The sequence below is a fragment of the Aeromicrobium sp. S22 genome, assembly GCF_009661045.1.
Classification (GTDB): Bacteria; Actinomycetota; Actinomycetes; order Propionibacteriales; family Nocardioidaceae; genus Aeromicrobium; species Aeromicrobium yanjiei.
In genome coordinates, this window is record NZ_WJWV01000002.1 from 767,992 (window position 1) to 785,096 (window position 17,105).

Annotated in this window: 18 protein-coding genes and 1 tRNA gene; 3 read left to right on the plus strand and 16 right to left on the minus strand. The window is 70.8% G+C overall.

Going from position 1 to position 17,105, the window contains the following annotated elements; translation table 11 throughout:
* Positions 1-105 precede the first annotated feature (105 nt).
* The 9 genes from GEV27_RS12360 to GEV27_RS12400 form a co-directional block, all read right to left on the minus strand.
* Positions 106-178, minus strand: a tRNA-Asn gene (locus tag GEV27_RS12360).
* Positions 169-762 carry a sigma factor gene (locus GEV27_RS12365; protein WP_153911570.1) on the minus strand — a complete coding sequence of 198 codons (594 nt, stop codon included), beginning with the start codon at positions 760-762 and terminating at the stop codon, positions 169-171. The genes GEV27_RS12360 and GEV27_RS12365 overlap by 10 nt, the downstream gene beginning before the upstream one ends.
* Before the next feature lie 75 nt (positions 763-837).
* On the minus strand, positions 838-2,727 hold the full coding sequence (gene dnaG, locus GEV27_RS12370; RefSeq protein WP_153911571.1) for a DNA primase: 1,890 nt from the start codon (positions 2,725-2,727) through the stop codon (positions 838-840).
* Positions 2,728-2,778: 51 nt separating this feature from the next.
* On the minus strand, positions 2,779-4,011 hold the full coding sequence (locus GEV27_RS12375; RefSeq protein ID WP_153911572.1) for a deoxyguanosinetriphosphate triphosphohydrolase: 1,233 nt from the start codon (positions 4,009-4,011) through the stop codon (positions 2,779-2,781).
* On the minus strand, positions 4,008-4,478 hold the full coding sequence (locus tag GEV27_RS12380) for a GNAT family N-acetyltransferase (RefSeq protein WP_153911573.1): 471 nt from the start codon (positions 4,476-4,478) through the stop codon (positions 4,008-4,010). Before GEV27_RS12380 ends, GEV27_RS12375 begins: the two co-directional genes overlap by 4 nt.
* Positions 4,479-4,491: 13 nt before the next feature.
* Positions 4,492-5,358 carry a bifunctional DNA-formamidopyrimidine glycosylase/DNA-(apurinic or apyrimidinic site) lyase gene (gene mutM / locus GEV27_RS12385; RefSeq protein ID WP_309222217.1) on the minus strand — a complete coding sequence of 289 codons (867 nt, stop codon included), beginning with the start codon at positions 5,356-5,358 and terminating at the stop codon, positions 4,492-4,494.
* 4 nt (positions 5,359-5,362) lie between these two features.
* A complete protein-coding gene (gene rnc / locus GEV27_RS12390; RefSeq protein ID WP_309222234.1) occupies positions 5,363-6,073 on the minus strand; it encodes a ribonuclease III in 711 nt (236 codons plus the stop codon).
* Positions 6,073-6,258, minus strand: coding sequence for a 50S ribosomal protein L32 (gene rpmF, locus GEV27_RS12395; RefSeq protein ID WP_056607529.1), 186 nt, complete (start codon positions 6,256-6,258; stop codon positions 6,073-6,075). The genes rnc and rpmF overlap by 1 nt, the downstream gene beginning before the upstream one ends.
* 3 nt (positions 6,259-6,261) lie before the next feature.
* Complete coding sequence (locus tag GEV27_RS12400; RefSeq protein WP_153911574.1) at positions 6,262-6,975, minus strand: DUF177 domain-containing protein; 714 nt, start codon at positions 6,973-6,975, stop codon at positions 6,262-6,264.
* Between the two features lie 6 nt (positions 6,976-6,981).
* On the opposite strand from GEV27_RS12400, the gene dinB reads away from it, so the two are divergent.
* Entirely contained in the window at positions 6,982-8,166 is a 1,185-nt protein-coding gene (gene dinB / locus GEV27_RS12405; RefSeq protein WP_153911575.1) for a DNA polymerase IV, read from the plus strand.
* A 158-nt stretch (positions 8,167-8,324) separates the two neighbouring features.
* On the opposite strand, the gene GEV27_RS12410 is transcribed toward dinB, so the two are convergent.
* The 6 genes from GEV27_RS12410 to GEV27_RS12435 all read right to left on the minus strand — a co-directional run bounded on the left by GEV27_RS12410 (position 8,325) and on the right by GEV27_RS12435 (position 14,274).
* Positions 8,325-8,561 carry a DUF1059 domain-containing protein gene (locus tag GEV27_RS12410; RefSeq protein WP_153911576.1) on the minus strand — a complete coding sequence of 79 codons (237 nt, stop codon included), beginning with the start codon at positions 8,559-8,561 and terminating at the stop codon, positions 8,325-8,327.
* Positions 8,558-9,439, minus strand: a complete 882-nt coding sequence (locus GEV27_RS12415) for a sigma-70 family RNA polymerase sigma factor (protein WP_153911577.1) — start codon at positions 9,437-9,439, stop codon at positions 8,558-8,560. The genes GEV27_RS12410 and GEV27_RS12415 overlap by 4 nt, the downstream gene beginning before the upstream one ends.
* An 80-nt stretch (positions 9,440-9,519) precedes the next feature.
* Positions 9,520-9,993 (minus strand): pantetheine-phosphate adenylyltransferase, encoded by a 474-nt coding sequence (gene coaD, locus GEV27_RS12420; RefSeq protein WP_153652223.1) that lies wholly within the window; start codon positions 9,991-9,993, stop codon positions 9,520-9,522.
* Positions 9,990-10,556, minus strand: coding sequence for a 16S rRNA (guanine(966)-N(2))-methyltransferase RsmD (gene rsmD / locus GEV27_RS12425; protein ID WP_153652222.1), 567 nt, complete (start codon positions 10,554-10,556; stop codon positions 9,990-9,992). Before rsmD ends, coaD begins: the two co-directional genes overlap by 4 nt.
* Positions 10,553-12,688 carry an ATP-dependent DNA helicase RecG gene (gene recG / locus GEV27_RS12430; RefSeq protein ID WP_153911578.1) on the minus strand — a complete coding sequence of 712 codons (2,136 nt, stop codon included), beginning with the start codon at positions 12,686-12,688 and terminating at the stop codon, positions 10,553-10,555. Before recG ends, rsmD begins: the two co-directional genes overlap by 4 nt.
* The gene (locus tag GEV27_RS12435) at positions 12,688-14,274 is read right to left on the minus strand and encodes a DAK2 domain-containing protein (protein ID WP_153652220.1); all 1,587 of its coding nucleotides are present in this window, start codon (positions 14,272-14,274) and stop codon (positions 12,688-12,690) included. Before GEV27_RS12435 ends, recG begins: the two co-directional genes overlap by 1 nt.
* 157 nt (positions 14,275-14,431) lie before the next feature.
* On the opposite strand from GEV27_RS12435, the gene rpmB reads away from it, so the two are divergent.
* Positions 14,432-14,617, plus strand: coding sequence for a 50S ribosomal protein L28 (rpmB, locus tag GEV27_RS12440; RefSeq protein ID WP_108577479.1), 186 nt, complete (start codon positions 14,432-14,434; stop codon positions 14,615-14,617).
* A gap of 62 nt (positions 14,618-14,679) precedes the next feature.
* On the plus strand, positions 14,680-16,101 hold the full coding sequence (locus tag GEV27_RS12445) for an amidase (protein ID WP_309222218.1): 1,422 nt from the start codon (positions 14,680-14,682) through the stop codon (positions 16,099-16,101).
* 1 nt (position 16,102) lies between these two features.
* On the opposite strand, the gene GEV27_RS12450 is transcribed toward GEV27_RS12445, so the two are convergent.
* Positions 16,103-17,059, minus strand: coding sequence for a thiamine-phosphate kinase (locus GEV27_RS12450; RefSeq protein WP_153911579.1), 957 nt, complete (start codon positions 17,057-17,059; stop codon positions 16,103-16,105).
* Positions 17,060-17,105: the final 46 nt, after the last annotated feature.

Here is a 17,105-nt window from a genome sequence, read left to right on the forward strand (position 1 = left end):
ACGCGAGGGAAGTGACGAAACCCCACGGTCCCGTGGGAAACCGACCACCGGGGCGGGGCCGGAAACGACGAAACCCCCGCCGAAGCGGGGGTCTCGTGGGTCCTGCTCCCCCACTTGGACTCGAACCAAGAACCCTCCGATTAACAGTCGAATGCTCTGCCAATTGAGCTATGGGGGATCGGCTTCTCGTTGAAGAGGAGCACGGTCGACAACTTTAGCAAGCCCCTCACGGAGTTGTCGCATCGCCTCACCCTCGATCGTCCGGATCCTCGTCACACTCACCCCCAGGCGCTGTGCCACGGCGATTCTCGGCATCGGCGAGCCGCCGCCGGGGCCGAGCCCGAACCGCAGGCTCAGCACGGCCACCGCGTCGTCGGACAGACCGTCCAGCAGGGAGTCGCCGAGCACATCGGGCTCGGCGTACGGCGGATCGACCTCGCCCAGCGGGACGTCGCGTGGGCGGGCGACCGACATCTCGGCGCCGATCCAGTGCCAGGCGTACGTCGCGAGGCGCGCTCCGCGATCGGGATCGAATCGGTCGACCGCGCGGATCAGCCCGACCGCGCCGGCTTGCACGGCGTCCCGCATGTCCTCCCCCGTCAGACCCAGCAGACAGGCTCGCAGAGCCACGAGCCGCAGGCCTGCGGTGATGAGGTCCGCCCGGGCATCGCGATCGCCCTCACCGGCACGGACGGCCAGTGCCCGTTCCTGCTCGGCGTCGAGCGACGGCAGGGACAGGAGCTCTCGGACGAATCGATCCACGCCACCACCCTGCGGCGCCGGCGCGTGCCCGTCAGCCCGCCAGGACCCGCCTGTGGATCGCGAGAGAGCCCGCCGTCAGGTGGGGACGTCGCCGCTCAGCGATCGGTCACGCAGGGTGCGGAACTGCTGCTCGAGCGCGATCAGGTCGCCGAACATGCGGTTGTAGCTCTCCGCCTCGTCGATCGGGTTGGTGCGCTGCAGCTTGGACTTGATCTCCGCGATCCGGCGCCCCAGCGTGAGCAGCTGCAGCCGCATGAGGATCGACGACACGACCGCGCCGGTGTTGCCCTCACGGGCACGCATCGGCTCGACCGCCGCGATGGACAGGATGCGCTTGGCGTCCTCGTCGTGGACCGAGTCGGACAGCTGCGGCAACCAGTTGGCGTTGGGCCCGGTCGGCCACGGCATGGCCTCGATGTGCTTCCAGAGCAGCTTGGAGATCGGGTGGGTGAAGTCGTTGTCGTCGATGTCGTCGGCGAACCTTGAGGCCAGGTGCGGGTGCTGGACGATCGCCTTCAACGCCTCGCGCTCGTCGGCGAACTGCGGCTGGCCGAAGTTGACGGCGGGCGACGGCAGCGCGTCCGTGGGCGCCTCCTGGGTCGCTGGCTGACCGGCGCCCTTGGGCGCGGACGCGACACGTCGGCGGTGCTCGGCCCGCACCTGGTCGACGTCGGTACCGACGCGTCCGGCGATCTCCCGCAGCAGCGCGTCGACCTTGGACTTGTCACGGATGGCCGAGGCCAGGCCCACGGCCTCGCGGACGGCGTCGACGCGCTGGTCGCCGCGGTCGAGGTCGTACTTGCCGAGCAGGTTGTCCAGCACGAAGCGATACAGCGGGATCCGCGAGGCCACCAGGTCGCGTACGGCCGCATCGCCGTCGGCGAGGCGCAGATCGCACGGGTCCATGCCGCGCGGCTCGACCGCGACGTACGTCTGGGCGACGAACTGCTGATCGCCGCTGAACGTCTTGAGTGCCGCGCGCTGGCCGGCCTCGTCGCCGTCGAAGGTGAAGATGACCTCGCCATGGAAGGCCTGGTCGTCGAGCATGAGCCGGCGCATGACCCGCGCGTGGTCCTCGCCGAACGCGGTGCCGCACGTGGCGACCGCGGTCGTGACACCCGCCAGGTGGCAGGCCATGACGTCGGTGTAGCCCTCGACGATGACCGCCTGGCTCGACGATGAGATCGAGCGGCGGGCCAGGTCGATGCCGTAGAGGACCTGGGACTTCTTGTAGATGGGCGTCTCGGGGCTGTTGAGGTACTTCGCCTCGACCCGGTCGTCGTCGAACATGCGACGCGCGCCGAAGCCGATGATCTCGCCGGTCATCTCCCGGATCGGCCAGAGCAGCCGGCCCCGGAACTTGTCGTAGAGGCCGCGGGTGCCGCGGTTGGCGAGCCCTCCGGTGACGAGCTCGTCCTCGGAGAAGCCCTTGCCGCGCAGATGGGCGACCAGCGCCTCTCCCCCGCGCGGCGCGAACCCCATGCCGAACATCTCGGCGGCCGCCTGGTCGAAGCCGCGGTCCTGGACGAACTGGCGACCCGCCTGCGCGTCGGGCGACGACTGCAGCGCCGCGGCGTAGAAGGCGCCCGCCTCGCGGTGGGCCTCGAGCAGACGATTGCGCTGGTTGGGGTCGCGTCGCGGTCCGCTCGGACCGATGCCCTCCTCGTAGCGCAGCGTGATGCCCGCCTTGGCAGCGAGGCGCTCGACGGTCTCGACGAAGCTGAGCCCCTCGAGCTCCATCACGAACTTGAAGACGTCACCGCCGGCCCCGCAGCCGAAGCAGTGGTAGGAGCCCACCGACGGCCGTACGTTGAAGGACGGGGACTTCTCGTCGTGGAACGGGCACAGCCCCTTGCGGGATCCACCGCCGGCGTTCTTGAGGGTCACGTACTGCTCGACGACCTCGTCGATGCGGGTACGTTCGCGGACGAGCTGGATGTCCTCGTCCTTGATTCGCCCGGCCATGGGGTGAATGTTAGTCGGCCCCGCCCACCTGCCCGCCAGCGGCAAGACCGCTCATCCCAGCAGGCGCAGGCCCCAGGCGCGGGCGGAGACGTCGGTGAGGCTCGCGACCTGGTCGATCACGACCCGGCGGCGGGCCGCATCGTCCTCGGCGCGGGCGAAGTCCTGCGCGAACTCCGCCTCCAGCGCCCGGCCCTCGGACCTGTCGAGCGCCTCGACGAGGGCCAGCAGCAGCTCGCGCTGGCGTCCCAGCGGCCCCGCTCGGTCGTGCGCGCGCATCACGTAGTGCGCTGCGATGGACTTCAGCACCGTGATCTCGTCGCGCGTGCCGACCGGGACCTCCAGGTCGGCACCGAAGCGGGTCAGCGGTCCCCCACCCCAGGCCTCGACCGTCGCGACCTCGGCCGCGTGGGCGAAGCGTCCGATCAGGGCGCTCGTGAGGCTCTTCAGGACCGCCCGCTCGGCTCGGCTGCCGTCGAAGCTCGTGGTGGGCCACTCCGGCAGGTCCTGCAGCCGCTCGAGCGCCGCCCCGAGCCGGTCGTCGGTCGCGGTCCCGTCGTACCAGTCCCGTGCGACCGCGTGGATCGCCGCGATGTCGAGCTCGCCGGCGCGCAGCCCGAACCAGCCGCCCACGACGCCGTCCTCGACGTCGTGCACCGAGTACGCGATGTCGTCGGCCAGGTCCATGACCTGGGCCTCGATCGGCCGTCGCCGGGCGGGAGCACCGTCCCGCAGCCAGTCGAACACGGGCAGGTCGTCGGTGTAGACCCCGAACTTGCCCGCAGCCTCCGGTACCTCGCCCCGCCGCCACGGATACTTCACGCACGCCGAGAGCGTGGCCCGGGTGAGGTTGAGCCCGACGCTGCGACCGTCGGGCCCGAACGCCTTGGACTCCAGGCGGCTGAGGATCCGCAGAGTCTGGGCGTTGCCCTCGAAGCCGCCGCAGCTCTGCGCCGCCTCGTCGAGCGCGACCTCGCCGTTGTGGCCGAAGGGCGGGTGGCCCAGGTCGTGGGCCAGTGCCGCGGAGTCCACGACGTCCGGGTCACAGCCGAGCGACTTGCCGAGCTCGCGCGCGACCTGGGCGACCTCGAGCGAGTGCGTCAGCCGGTTGCGCACGAAGTCGTCGAACCCCGCACCCATGACCTGGGTCTTGGCCGACAGCCGTCGCAGGGCCGCGGAGTGCACGACACGCGCCCGGTCGCGCTCGAACGACGTACGTCCCGAACGTTTCGGCGGCTCGTCGACGAAACGTTCGTACGCCTCGTCGCCGTAGGGCTGATCGGTCATCGGATCGTCTTGGCCATCAGGACGTTGGTGGTCTCGAAGCCGGCCGACTCGTACAGGTTGATCGCCGCGGTGTTGCGGCCGAAGACGTGCAGGCGCAGCGTGGCGATGCTGTGGTCGGCGCACCATCCTTCGGCCGCCTCGAGCAGCGCGCGTCCGAGGCCCTGCCCGCGCTCGCTCTCGAGGACCTCGATCGCCTCGATCGTCGCCGTCGGCGGGGACTGGTCCGGATCGCTGTGGAGCCAGAGGAATCCCACCTCCCTGCCGTCCACCGTGCCCACGAAGAAGTGGTTGCCGGGGGTCTGCACCCCGTCGGGCAGCTGCTCGGCGTTCTCACGTCGTGCCCGCTCGAACGCGCCCTCCTCGGGCCAGCTGCCGGCGTCGACCTTGCCCTGCGCGTACCACTGCATCACGTGGTTCATCCACGACGCGAACTGCGCGGCGCCCATGGGCTCCAGGGTCATGCTCATGTCGCCAGCGTAGTCAGAACCGACCGTTGCGCGGACGCGGCTGGCACACCGGGCACCAGAACGACGACCGGTTCATGAACGGGTCACGGCGGATCGGCGTGCCGCACCGCTGGCACGGCCGCCCCTCCTGTCCGTACGCCTGCAGCGACCGGTCGAAGTAGCCGCTGTTGCCGTTGACGTTGACGTACAGCGCGTCGAACGACGTGCCACCCTGCGCAAGCGCCTCACGCATGACGTCGCCGATGTGCCCGAGCAGCGACTCGATCTCCCGCGTGCGCAGGTGCCGCGTGTTGCGGGCGTAGTGCAGCGGTGTGCGCCACAGCGCCTCGTCGGCGTAGATGTTGCCCACGCCGGAGATGAGGGTCTGGTCGAGGATCGCGCGCTTGACGCCGGTCTGGCGCCTGCGGATCCGCGCCGCGAACTCCGCGGGGTCGAACAACGGGTCGAGCGGGTCACGGGCGATGTGGGCGATCTCGGGCGGCAGCTCGGCACCGTCCTCGCTGAACGACATGCCGCCGAAGATGCGCTGGTCGGCGAAGCGGAGCTCATTCCCGTCGTCGAGCTCCAGCGTGATGCGCAGGTGCCGCTGCGGGGGCGCGGACGCGTCGGAGACGAGGAACTGCCCGCTCATGCCGAGATGGCACAGGATCGCGTCGCTCGCCCCGCCCTCGGGATCTGCGAGCTGTATCCACAGGTACTTGCCGCGGCGGGCGGCGCCGACGACCGTCCGGCCCTCGAGCCGGTGGCGGAAGTCGGCCGGGCCCGCGAGGTGGCGACGGACCGAGCGGACGTCGTGGACCGTCACGCCCGTGATGGTGCGGCCGACGACGTGGTCGGCGATGCCGCGCCGGACGACCTCGACCTCGGGCAGCTCGGGCACGGCTCTAGGAGACGGGCTGGTCGAGGCCGGCGTTGATCTCGCGCCAGGCGATCTCGGCGACCATCTGCTCGGCTTCCTTCTTGGATCGGCCGGCGCCACCGCTGAACGTCCGCTCGCCGACCACGACCTCGGCGGTGAAGCTCTTGTTGTGATCGGGCCCCGTGCCCACCAGGACGTAGTGCGGCACGCCGAGATCGTTGTTGGCGGAGATCTCCTGCAGCGAGGTCTTCCAGTCCAGGCCCGCACCGAGCTTGGCGGCGTCGGCGATCACGGGGTCGAAGACCCGGTGGATCACCATCGCGGCACGTTCGATGCCGAACTGGACGTAGATCGCGCCCAGGATGGCCTCGACCGTGTCGGACAGGATCGAGGCCTTGTCGCGGCCACCGGTGGTCTCCTCACCGCGGCCCAGGCGCACGTGCTCGCCGATGCCGAGGGTGCGCGCGACCTCGGCGAGCGCCTTGGCGCTCACGACCGCCGCACGGAGCTTCGCGAGCTGCCCCTCGGGCAGGTCGGGATGCTCGGTGAAGAGGGTGTCGGTGACGACGAGGCCGAGCACCGAGTCCCCCAGGAACTCCAGGCGCTCGTTGTTGGGCACACCGCCGTTCTCGTACGCGTACGAGCGGTGTGTCAGCGCATGCTGGAGCAGCTCCGGGTCGAGGTCCTGGACTCCCAGAACCTCCCGGAGCGCCCCAGCGTCAGCTGCGGCAGAGATCAGAGGACCTGGCGACGCTCGCCGCGAGCTCCGTACTGTCCACACTTGGTGCACGCGTGGTGCGGCTGCACCTTGGAGTCGCACGCGGGGTTGGCGCAGTCGACGATCGCCGTCGCGGTGGTCTTCCACTGCGAACGACGGTGACGCGTGTTGCTGCGCGACATCTTCCTCTTCGGAACGGCCACGATCTACTCCTTGCTGGGGTCGGACGCGATGTCCGACTCTGACTGGTCGGCTGACGGGACCGGTTGCTCCGCCAGCTGGCTCAGCGCCGACCACCGTGGGTCGATCGCTTCACCGTGTGTGTGATCTGGGTCATCCGCGAGTCGCGCCCCACACTCGGGGCACAGTCCCGGACAGTCCGGACCACACAACGGGTTGTGCGGGAGTGCGAGCACCACCGCGTCCCGCAGAACGGGTTCGAGGTCGAGCAGCTCGTCCTCGAGGACATGATCCTCCTCGTCCGCCTCCTCCTGGCTGGAGGGTGCTTCGTAGAGGAAGAGCTCCTGGAAACCGACCACGACAGGTTCGTCGATGGGCTCCAGGCACCGCACACACTCGCCCACGGCCCGCGCCGAGAAGGTTCCTGTCGCCAGGACGCCCTCCATGATCGCCTCGAGCCGGAGCTCGAGCTCGATCGTGGAGCCCTCGGGCACGGCGTAGACGTCGTAACCCATCTCTGCCGGCGCCTCGATGGTGCGGGTGAAGGTACATTCGGCACCGGGCTTGCGACCCATCTCGTGGGTATCGAAGACCAGCGGTCCGGACAGCACGATCAACCATCCATCCAAGAGCACGACAAGAGACAGACCTGCAAGCAGGCCGAGGTCAATCGTAACCCCCCGGCACACGCCGAGGCCAATCGCCCGGGACGCGCAGGTGTCGGCGGCGGGTGGCAGCATGCCAGCATGACCGAGGGCACCGTCCTGCACGCCGACCTCGACGCGTTCTATGCGTCGGTCGAGCAGCGCGACGACCCCGCCCTGCGTGGCCGCCCGGTCATCGTGGGCGGCGGCGTGGTCCTGGCCGCGAGCTATGAGGCCAAGGCGCGTGGCGTGCGCACCGCGATGGGTGGACGCCAGGCGCTGCAGGTGTGTCCCGACGCGATCGTGGTGCCGGCCAGGTTCAACGCCTACACCGAGGCGAGCCGGGCAGTTTTCGACGTCTTCCACGACACGACGCCCCTCGTGGAGGGCATCTCGATCGACGAGGCGTTCCTCGAGGTGGGCGGTCTGCGGCGCATCCGCGGCGCCCCGTCGACGATCGCGACCCAGCTGCGCGCGGACGTTCGCGACCGGGTGGGCCTGCCGATCTCGGTGGGGGTGGCCCGCACCAAGTACCTCGCCAAGGTCGCCTCGGCGGTCTCCAAGCCCGAGGGGATGCTGGTCGTGCCGGTCGAGCAGGAGCTCACCTTCCTGCACGCCCTTCCCGTCGAACGCCTGTGGGGTGTCGGCAAGGTCACGTCCGCCAAGCTGCGCGAGGCCCGCCTGACGACCGTCGGCGACGTGGCCGAGATGTTCGAGGGCGAGCTCGTCCAGCTGCTCGGACCTGCCGCGGGGCGCCACCTGCACGCCCTTGCCCACAACCGCGACCCGCGGCCGGTGCAGACCGGCAAGCGGCGTGGCTCGATGGGGGCCCAGCACGCGATGGGCCGTGGCGATCACTCCCCCGCCGATCTCGACCTCGTCCTGCTCACGCTGGTCGACCGGGTCACCCGACGCATGCGCGCCGCCGGGCGTACCGGCAGCACCGTGACGATCCGGCTGCGGTTCGGCGACTTCACCCGGTCGACGTCGTCGCACACCCTGGCGCGGCCCACCGCCCACACCGTGACGGTGCTCGAGGTCGCCCGGCAGCTGCTGGCCTCGCGCGCCGGCGTCATCAAGGACAAGGGCATCACCCTGGTCGGGGTCTCGGTCGGCTCGCTCGACGACCAGCCCGCGCAGCTCGCGCTGCCGCTCGACGTCACGAGCGGGGCCGAGCTCGACGACGCGATCGACGCGGTGCGCGACAAGTTCGGCTCGACGGCGCTGCGCCGGGCCGTCCAGCTCGGCCGGAGCGACCCCGTCGCGGCACCCCACCTGCCCGACTGAGCCCCCCGCGCCGCACCGATCTTTCGGCGTTCGCGCTGCTGGGACGACGTCAACGTCGAGACTTCGGTCGTACGCCGCACTGATCTTTCGACGTTCGCGCTGCTGGGGCGACGTCAACGTCGAAAGATCGGTCCGCCGCGGCCCGGCCGGGCGGGGCGTCAGGACTCGGGCAGGGCGGCGAACGCCTTCTTCGCGTCGTTGTACCAGCCGAGCGACTTCTTCGGGTGGCGCCAGCGGCTCTTCATGGCGTCGCGGGCCTCCTGGTGCGTGGTGTCGCCGGCCTTCTCCGCCTCCTTCAGGTGCTGGTCCTGGGCGCTGATGACGTCATCGGCGGTCTCTCCGCGGTGCTGCAGGTCGCAGGGCCCCCCGAGCTGGCGGCAGGTCATGGTCTTCATCGTCGATCCCCTTCTCTCTCACTGGTGGAGGCGTCGGCAGGTCCGCGACGCTCGCTGCGGTCGCGCCGCGTCACGCGGGCGAGGACGTCGGCGTCGGCGCGGAACACGATGCCGCGCACCAGGCCGTCGACGACGTCGAAGTCGAACAGGACCTTGGCCTCGCCGCGGTTGAACCACGCGACCCCCGGCCGGTCCCCGACGAACACCGGGAGGGCGGCGTGGGCACTGCCGTTGAAGAACTCCGCGACCTGCTGCCGGCCGCGGATCAGCCCCGGCGTGCCCTGCCCCACTGCTGCCGCATCGGCTGTCACCTGTGCGTCCGGCGCGAGGATCGCGAGGAGACGCTCGAAGTCGCCCTCGCGGGCTGCGGCCATGAACGCGTCGACGACCTCCCAGTCAGCCGGGCCGCCCTCGGAGGCCGGCTGCCTGACCTTCGCCCGCGCCCGTGACGCCAGCTTGCGCGCCGCAGTGGGGGTGGTCTCCAGCATCACCGCGATCGCGGCGAACTCGAACCCGAAGCTGTCGTGGAGCACGAAGGCGACCCGCTCGGCGGGCGACAGCCTCTCGAGCACCACGTGGAGGGCGATCCCGACGGAGTCCGCCAGAGCGACGTCGTCTGCCGGGTCCGGAGCCGTCTCGACGACAGCTGCCGTCTGCTCGGTCGGGACGGGCACGCGGGCACGCAGCCGGTCCAGGCACAGCCGCGTCGTCACGGTCGTCAGCCATGCGGGCGCGCTGGCGATGTCAGCCTCGGCGGCGTCCAGCCGCAGCCAGGCCTGCTGCACCACGTCCTCGGCCTCGACCGGATCGCCCAGCACGCGGGCCGCGATGCTCAGCAGCCTCGGCCGCTCGAGCTCGAATGCGTGCGTGGGATCCATCCGGTCCACCTCTCGTCGCCATTGTCACTCACCTGACGAATGGGCGGGGCCGGATGTGACCGCACGGAGGCGGTGATCCCTCAGGCGTACTTGGCCTTCAGCTCGTCGTTGACGAATCCGGGCACCAGTCCCGAGACGTCGCCTCCGTGCTTGGCGACCTCCTTGACCAGGCTGGAGGCCAGGAACGAGTACTCCGGCGACGTCGGGATGAAGACCGTGTCGACGTCGGTCAGGCTGCCGTTCATCTGCGCCATCTGCAGCTCGTAGTCGAAATCGGTGACCGCCCGCAGGCCCTTGACGATCGCGTCGACGCCGTTGGTCGTGCAGAAGTCGACGAGCAGGCCCGTGAAGGACGCCGTCGTGACGTTGGGCAGGTGCTTGGTCGCCTCGGTGAGCAGCTCGAGCCGCTCGTCGATCGAGAACAGCCCCCGCTTGTTCTCGTTGACCAGGACCGCGACCACGACCTCGTCGAACAGGTGCGCCGAGCGCTCCACGATGTCGAGGTGGCCATTGGTCACGGGGTCGAAGGACCCGGGGCACACGACCTTCGTCATGGCAGTGACCGTACCGCAGGGCGTCCGAACCACACCGTGGTCTCCCCGTACTTCTTGTTGCGCAGGCCCTCGACGCCCTCGGGCCACACGAACGGGTCGCGGGTCGCGCGCTCGACCACGAAGAGGGTGTCCTCGTGCGAGAAGGACTCCAGGACGCCTTGGACGAGAGCCGTCACCGCGTCGGTGGGCACCGCGTAGGGCGGGTCGATCAGCACCAGGTCGAAGACATCCCGGTCGCCGTCCTCGACCCACCGCTCGGCCTTGGTGCGCTCCACGACGCCGTCGGCGCCGAGATCGCGCAGGTTGCGGGTGATCACGGCGGCGGTCTGGGTGTGCGCCTCGACGAACACCGCGTGCCCCGCGCCGCGGGAGATCGCCTCGATGCCGAGCGCGCCCGAGCCCGCGTAGAGGTCGAGCACCGCGATGCCCTCGAGCCCACCCAGCTCGGACTCGATCGAGGAGAACATCGCCTCCCGGACCCGGTCGGAGGTGGGCCGGGTGCCGTCGCCCTTGGGGGTCTTGATCTGTCGGCCGCCGTGTCGTCCGGCGATGATGCGTGTCATGTCCGCTCCAGGTAGTCGGCCTGCTCGGAGTGCTCGAGCTCGTGGACCGCGGCCGCCAGTGTCGGGTGGTGGGACAGCGTCGGATCGGCGAGGACGATCTCGTCGGCCGCCGCCCGGGCCTGCTCGATGACCGCCTCGTCCTTGACCACCGACAGCAGCCGCAGGCTGGACCGTACGCCGGACTGGCGGGCGCCCAGCACGTCGCCCTCCCGGCGCAGCTCGACATCGAGCTTCGACAGCTCGAATCCGTCGGTCGTGGAGGCGACCGCGTCGAGCCGCTCGCGTGCCGGCGAGTCGATCTCGGCGCCGGTCACGAGCAGGCACAGCCCGGCCTCGCTCCCCCGCCCGACCCGGCCGCGCAGCTGGTGCAGCTGGGACACGCCGAACCGGTCGGCGTCCATCACGACCATGACCGTGGCGTTGGGGACGTCGACACCGACCTCGACCACGGTCGTCGCGACGAGCACGTCGATCGCGCCGGCAGCGAAGGCGTTCATCGCGGCGTCCTTGTCGTCGGCGCTCATGCGACCGTGCAGCGTGCCGACCCGCAGCCCGTGCAGCGGCCCGTGCACGAGCTCCTCGTGCAGCTCGACCAGCGAGGACGTGTCGCTCTCGGACGGCTCGTCGCCGATGCGTGACACCACGACGTACGCCTGGCGGCCCTTGCCGACCTCTTCGCGCACCCGCTCCCACGCGCGGGCGAGCCAGCCGGGTCGCTCGGCGTAGGGGACGACGTTGGTCTGGATCGGCTGCCGACCGGCGGGGAGCTCGCGCAGCGTGGAGACCTCGAGGTCGCCGAAGACCGACATCGCGATGGTCCGCGGGATGGGGGTGGCCGTCATCACCAGCACGTGGGGGGTGACGTCGGAGCGATCCACCAGGGCGGCCCGCTGCTCGACGCCGAAGCGGTGCTGCTCGTCGACGACCAGCAGCCCGAGCTCGGCGAACTGCACATGGTCCTGGATCAGCGCGTGGGTGCCGATCACGATGCCGGCCTCTCCTGACGCGGCGTCGAGCAGCGCCTCGTTGCGGGCCTTGGCGCCCATCGATCCGGTGAGCAGGCGTACGCGGGTCGCGCCGTCCGCCCCGCCGAGCATCCCGCCCTTGGCCAGGTCGCCGAGCAGCGCCGTGATGCCGCGGAAGTGCTGCGAGGCGAGCACCTCGGTCGGTGCCAGGAGCGCGGCCTGTCCCCCGGCGTCGACGACCTGCAGCATCGCCATCAGGGCGACCACGGTCTTGCCCGAGCCGACCTCTCCCTGCAGCAGCCGGTGCATCGGGTGCGTACGCGCGAGATCGGCTCCGACCTCCTCCACGACCGCGCGCTGGCCGGCGGTCAGGGTGAACGGGAGCTGCTGCTCGAAGCGCGTGCGCAGGCCGCCGTCGACGGCTGGACGGGCGGCCGCGCGGTCGTCCTCGAGGGCGTGCCGCCGCTGGGCGAACACGGTCTGGACGATGAATGCCTCCTCGAAGCGGAAGCGGGCGCGCGCCGTGACCGCCTCGCCCATCGTGTGGGGGCGGTGGATCGACTCCAGCGCCGCGCGGGTGCCGGCGAAGCCGTGAGCGGTCCGCACCTGCTCGGGCAGCGGGTCGTCCACCTCGTCGAGGCTGTCGAGGCACAGCGCGATGAAGCTCTCGAGCTTCCAGGTCGGGATCTTCGCGGTCGCGCGATAGATCGGGAGCACCCCGCGCGACAGGCGCGACGCGGCGGTGTCACCGTCCTCGTCGAAGAGGTCGTAGTCGGGGTGGGTCAGCTGCAGCCGGCCGTTGAACTGGCCGACCTCGCCGGAGAACAGGCACATCTTGCCCGGTTTCATGCGGTCCTGGAGCCAGCGCTGCTGGAAGAACGTCAACGACAACCGCGCCCCGGAGTCGTCCGTCACGATGACCTCGGTCCGGGTGCGCTTGCCACCGGGACCGAAGGAGTAGTTCTTGGCCTCGACGACCCGGGCGAGGACGGTCGCGTGCTGACCGACCCGCAGGTCCGACAGGTTGGTCGGCTTGCCGAGCTCGACGTAGCGGCGCGGGTAGTGCCGCAGGAGATCGCCCACGACGTGCATGTCGAAGGCCTTGGCCAGGGGCGTGGCGGTCTTGTCCCCGAGGACGTTGACGAGCTTGGTGGTGAGGTCGACCATCACTCGACCGCGATGAAGAGCGGGTAGTTCTCCTGCCCGCCGTCGTAGACCAGGAGGTCGACGTCGGGGCGGATCGTGCGGAGATAGGCGCGCAGCGACGCCTCGTAGCTCGGATCCGACCCTTCGCCCAGCACGACAGTCACCATCTCACCCGCCGGGGACAAGATCTTGTCGATGACCTCGTACGCCACCTCGAGCACGTCGTCGCCGATCACCGTGAAGTCGCCCGTGACCACGCCGAGGACGTCGCCGGGACCGACCGGTCCGGCCATCGTGATGCCGTGCTCCGTCGCGACCGTCACCGCGCCGTGCTGGGTGTGCGCGGCAGCGCTCGACATCGCGACGACGACCTCGTCGAAGCCGAGACCCGGGTCGTGGACCGCGAGTGCCGCCAGGCCCTGCACCTGGGCGTTCGTGGGGATGACCGCGACCCGCACTCCGTCCTGGCGGGCGGCCTGGGCCGCAGCCTCGAACTGGCGGATGTAGCGGAAGTTGTTGGGCAGCACGATGATCTCGTCGGCGCCCACGTCACGCAGGGACGCGCTCATCTCGGCGACGGTCAGCGGGGTGTCGCGGGTGAACTCCAGGGTGCGCGCGCCGGCCTCCTCGCAGAGCGCGGTCAGACCCGCGCCGGTGGTCGCGGTGATGACGACCCGGCCCTTCTGCGGCCCCCGCGCGACCTGGTCGGCGAAGTGCGTCACCGCGATCCGGTACGGCCGGCCCGCCGCGATGCCGGCCTCGATCGCGGCGCCCACGTCGTCGACGTGCACGTGGACGTTCCAGAGCCGCTCGCCGCCGACGACGACGAGGGAGTCGCCGAGCGCCATCAGGTCGGTCCGCAGCCCGGGGATGCGGTCGTCGTCCGCCTCCAGGAGGTACATCACCTCGTACGACGGACCGTCCGCGCTCAGCAGGTCGTCGGCGTCGCGGATCGGCTGCGGCACGTGGGCCCGGACCTGCTCGGGGATCCGGCCGGTGAGCGCCTGCTCCGTGGCGTCGAGCACGACGACCAGTGCCCGTCCGCCCGCGTCGACGACACCGGCACGGGCCAGCACCTCCATCTGCGACGGCGTGCGCGCGAGCGCCTCACGCGCGGCGGTCGCCGCCTTGCCGAAGACCGTGCGCCCGTCGACGCCGGCCTCGGCCGCGTCCTCGGCGCCCACCGCGGCGGCCTTCGCGACCGACAGGATGGTGCCCTCGACAGGGGCACCGACCGCGGCCCACGCCGCGTCCGAGGCCGCGACGAACGCCCGGGCGACGTCCGCGGCCTCGACCGGCCCCACGAGCGAGAGGTCACGGAAGCAGGCCCGCACGAGCTGGGACAAGATCACGCCGGTGTTGCCCTTGGCGCCGGTGAGGAGGCCGTCGACGTACGTCTTGACCAGCTGCTCGAAGGAGGCCTCCGGTCCGAGCGCCTCGACCGCGTCGGCACCGGACATGAAGGTCAGGTAGGCGTTCGTGCCGGTGTCGCCGTCGGGCACGGGGAACACGTTGAGGGCGTCGATCTCGGCGCGCGCGGACGACAACGCACCCGCGCACAGCTGCGTCCACGCCCGGAAGCCCGCGGCGCTGAGGGTGAGGCCCATGGGGGGAGGCTATCGTCCGACACCTCCCCTCCGAGGGACCGACGGTGCTGATTGGCGTCGGCGTCGGGTCGTCGGCTATCCTTGAGCGGTTGACTTCTGGCGATTCAGTTCAGGAGTCTCCCCATTCTCGGTAAGTCTCAAGTTTCAGGAGTTCGCCATGGCTGCGGTCTGTGATGTGTGTGCCAAGGGACCTGGTTTCGGCCACAACGTCTCCCACTCGCACCGACGCACGAAGCGTCGTTTCGATCCCAACATCCAGCGCGTGCGCGCGGTGATCAACGGCACCCCGCAGCGCGTCAACGTCTGCACCTCGTGCCTGAAGGCAGGCAAGGTCAGCCGCTGAGGCTGGCTGTGCCCGGACACTGGGCCCTGTTCACCTGATCGGGGTGAACCTACAGTCATCTCGTGAACGACGAGATGACGCCCCGTGTCCATGCCTTCGGCGACGACGCACTCGGCGACCTCGACTCTGTCGGGGTCGCCGCTGCCGTTGCTGCAGGCGACATCAGCGCGCGCGAGGCCGCCGAGGCGGCGATCGCCCGCGCGGAGCGGGTCAACCCGCTGCTGAACGCGATCCAGCGGCCCGACTATGCGCGCGCCCTCGCCGCCCTCGCCGCCGAGCCGGCCGGTGCGCTCGCGGGCGTTCCGACGTTCGTCAAGGACAACACCGACGTCGCGGGGCTGCCGTCGGACCAGGGCTCGCTCGCGGTGCGGGCCCGTCCGGCCGCCGCCCACGCACCGTTCACCGAGCAGCTGCTGTCGACGGGGCTGACGGTGCTCGGCAAGTCGACGATGCCCGAGTTCGGCTTCAACGCGACGACCGAGTACGCGACACTGCCACCGACCCGCAACCCGTGGCACACGGGCTACTCGGCGGGCGCCTCGTCCGGGGGCTCGGCCGCCCTGGTCGCGTCCGGGGTGGTGCCGATCGCTCACGCGAACGACGGCGGTGGCTCGATCCGCATCCCCGCCGCGGCCTGCGGGCTGGTGGGCCTCAAGCCGACCCGTGACCGCGTCGCCGCCGCCGCGGAGGCCGCCAGCCTGCCGATCGACATCATCTCGAACGGCGTCCTCACCCGGACCGTCCGCGACACCGCGCACTTCCTCGCCGCGACCCAGGCGTACCGGCCCGCTCCCGACCTCCGCCCCCTCGGACTCGTCGAGGGCCCCTCCGACCGACGCCTGCGCATCGGCCTCATCCTCGACTCCGTCACCGGCATCCCCACCGACGAGGACACCCGCAAGGCGGTGCTCGCGACCGCGGACCTGCTGGGCTCGCTGGGTCACGACGTCATGGAGGTCGGGCTGCCCGTGGACCACCGGTTCATGAAGGACTTCAAGCACTACTGGGCGCTGCTCGCCTTCTCGACCCAGCACTTCGGCCGACAGGTGATGGGCCCGGACTTCGACAAGACGTTGACGGACCCGCTGACCCGCGGGCTGGCCAGGCGCTTCGTGCGCCAGGCCTGGCGCACGCCCATGGCGATCACGGGCCTCAAGCGCTCGACGCGCGCATATCGTGCAGCCTTCGACGACGTCGACCTGATCGTGTCACCGACGCTCGGCTACACGACTCCCGAGCTCGGCTACCTCTCCCCCGCGGTCGAGCCGTTCTCGCTGATGTTCCAACGGCTCGTGCAGTACGCGGCGTTCACCCCGCTCAACAACGCGTCGGGCGGCCCCGCCATCTCGCTCCCGCTCGGACGCTCGTCGGCCGACATGCCGGTCGGCATCCACTTCTCGGCCGATCACGGCGACGAGCAGACCCTGCTCGAGATCGCGTACGAGCTCGAGGCGGCCCAGCCGTTCGCCCGGATCCAGGACTGAGTCAGCGGAAGTGCTGGTGGCCCGAAGCGCCGTCGTAGGGAGCTCCGTCGACCGTCACGCCGCTGCCGTCGGCGACCTGCCCGATGCGGGTCCAGCCGGCGGGGACCGTGGTCTCGGAGCTGAACGTCGCGACGAGGGCGTAGTCGTCTCCGCCGGTCAGCATGAAGTCCATCGCGTTGCGCCCGAGCGCCTCGGAGACGGTCGCGACCGGCTCCGGCACGACGATCAGGTGGGAGTCCAGGTCGATCGCGACCCCGCTCGCGTCCGCGATGTGGCCGAGGTCGGCGAGCAGACCGTCGCTCACGTCGGTCATCGAGGTCGCACCCACACCCGCCGCTTGAGGACCGGCGGCGTACGGCGGGCTCGGCACGCGGTGGGCCTCGACGGCCGCCTTGGGCGAGCGGAAGCCGCGGCTGAGCGTCGCGAACCCCGCGCCGGCCAGGCCGAGCTGGCCCGAGTACGCGACGTAGTCGCCCGGCAGCGCCCCGGACCTGCGGACAGGACGGGCGGCATCGCCCATCGCGGTGACCGCGATGATGATCTTGTCCGACTCCGTGACGTCGCCACCGACGATGTGGGCACCGACGTGGGCGCACTCGTCCTCGAAGCCCCGCACCATCTCCAGGGCCCACGAGACCGGCAGGTCGGCGGGCGCGCCGAAGCCCACCGTGAGCGCGGTGGCGACCCCGCCCATCGCGCTGATGTCGGAGAGATTGCAGGCCGCGGCCTTGCGCCCGATGTCGCGCGGGGACGACCAGTCACGGCGGAAGTGCCGTCCCTCGATGAGGAGGTCCGACGACACGAGGAAGGTCCCGTCCTGGGTCGACACGTGGGCGGCGTCGTCGCCCGGGCCCAGCAGCACGTGGCGGTTGTGGCCGATCCGCTCGCGCAACCGGTCGATGAGGCCGAACTCCCCGATGTCGCCGATCGTGGGGTCGTTCGTCGCGCTCGCGTTCATGGGTCCATCTTCTCGCAGCCGGGACTCGATCTCCGCGCGACATCCG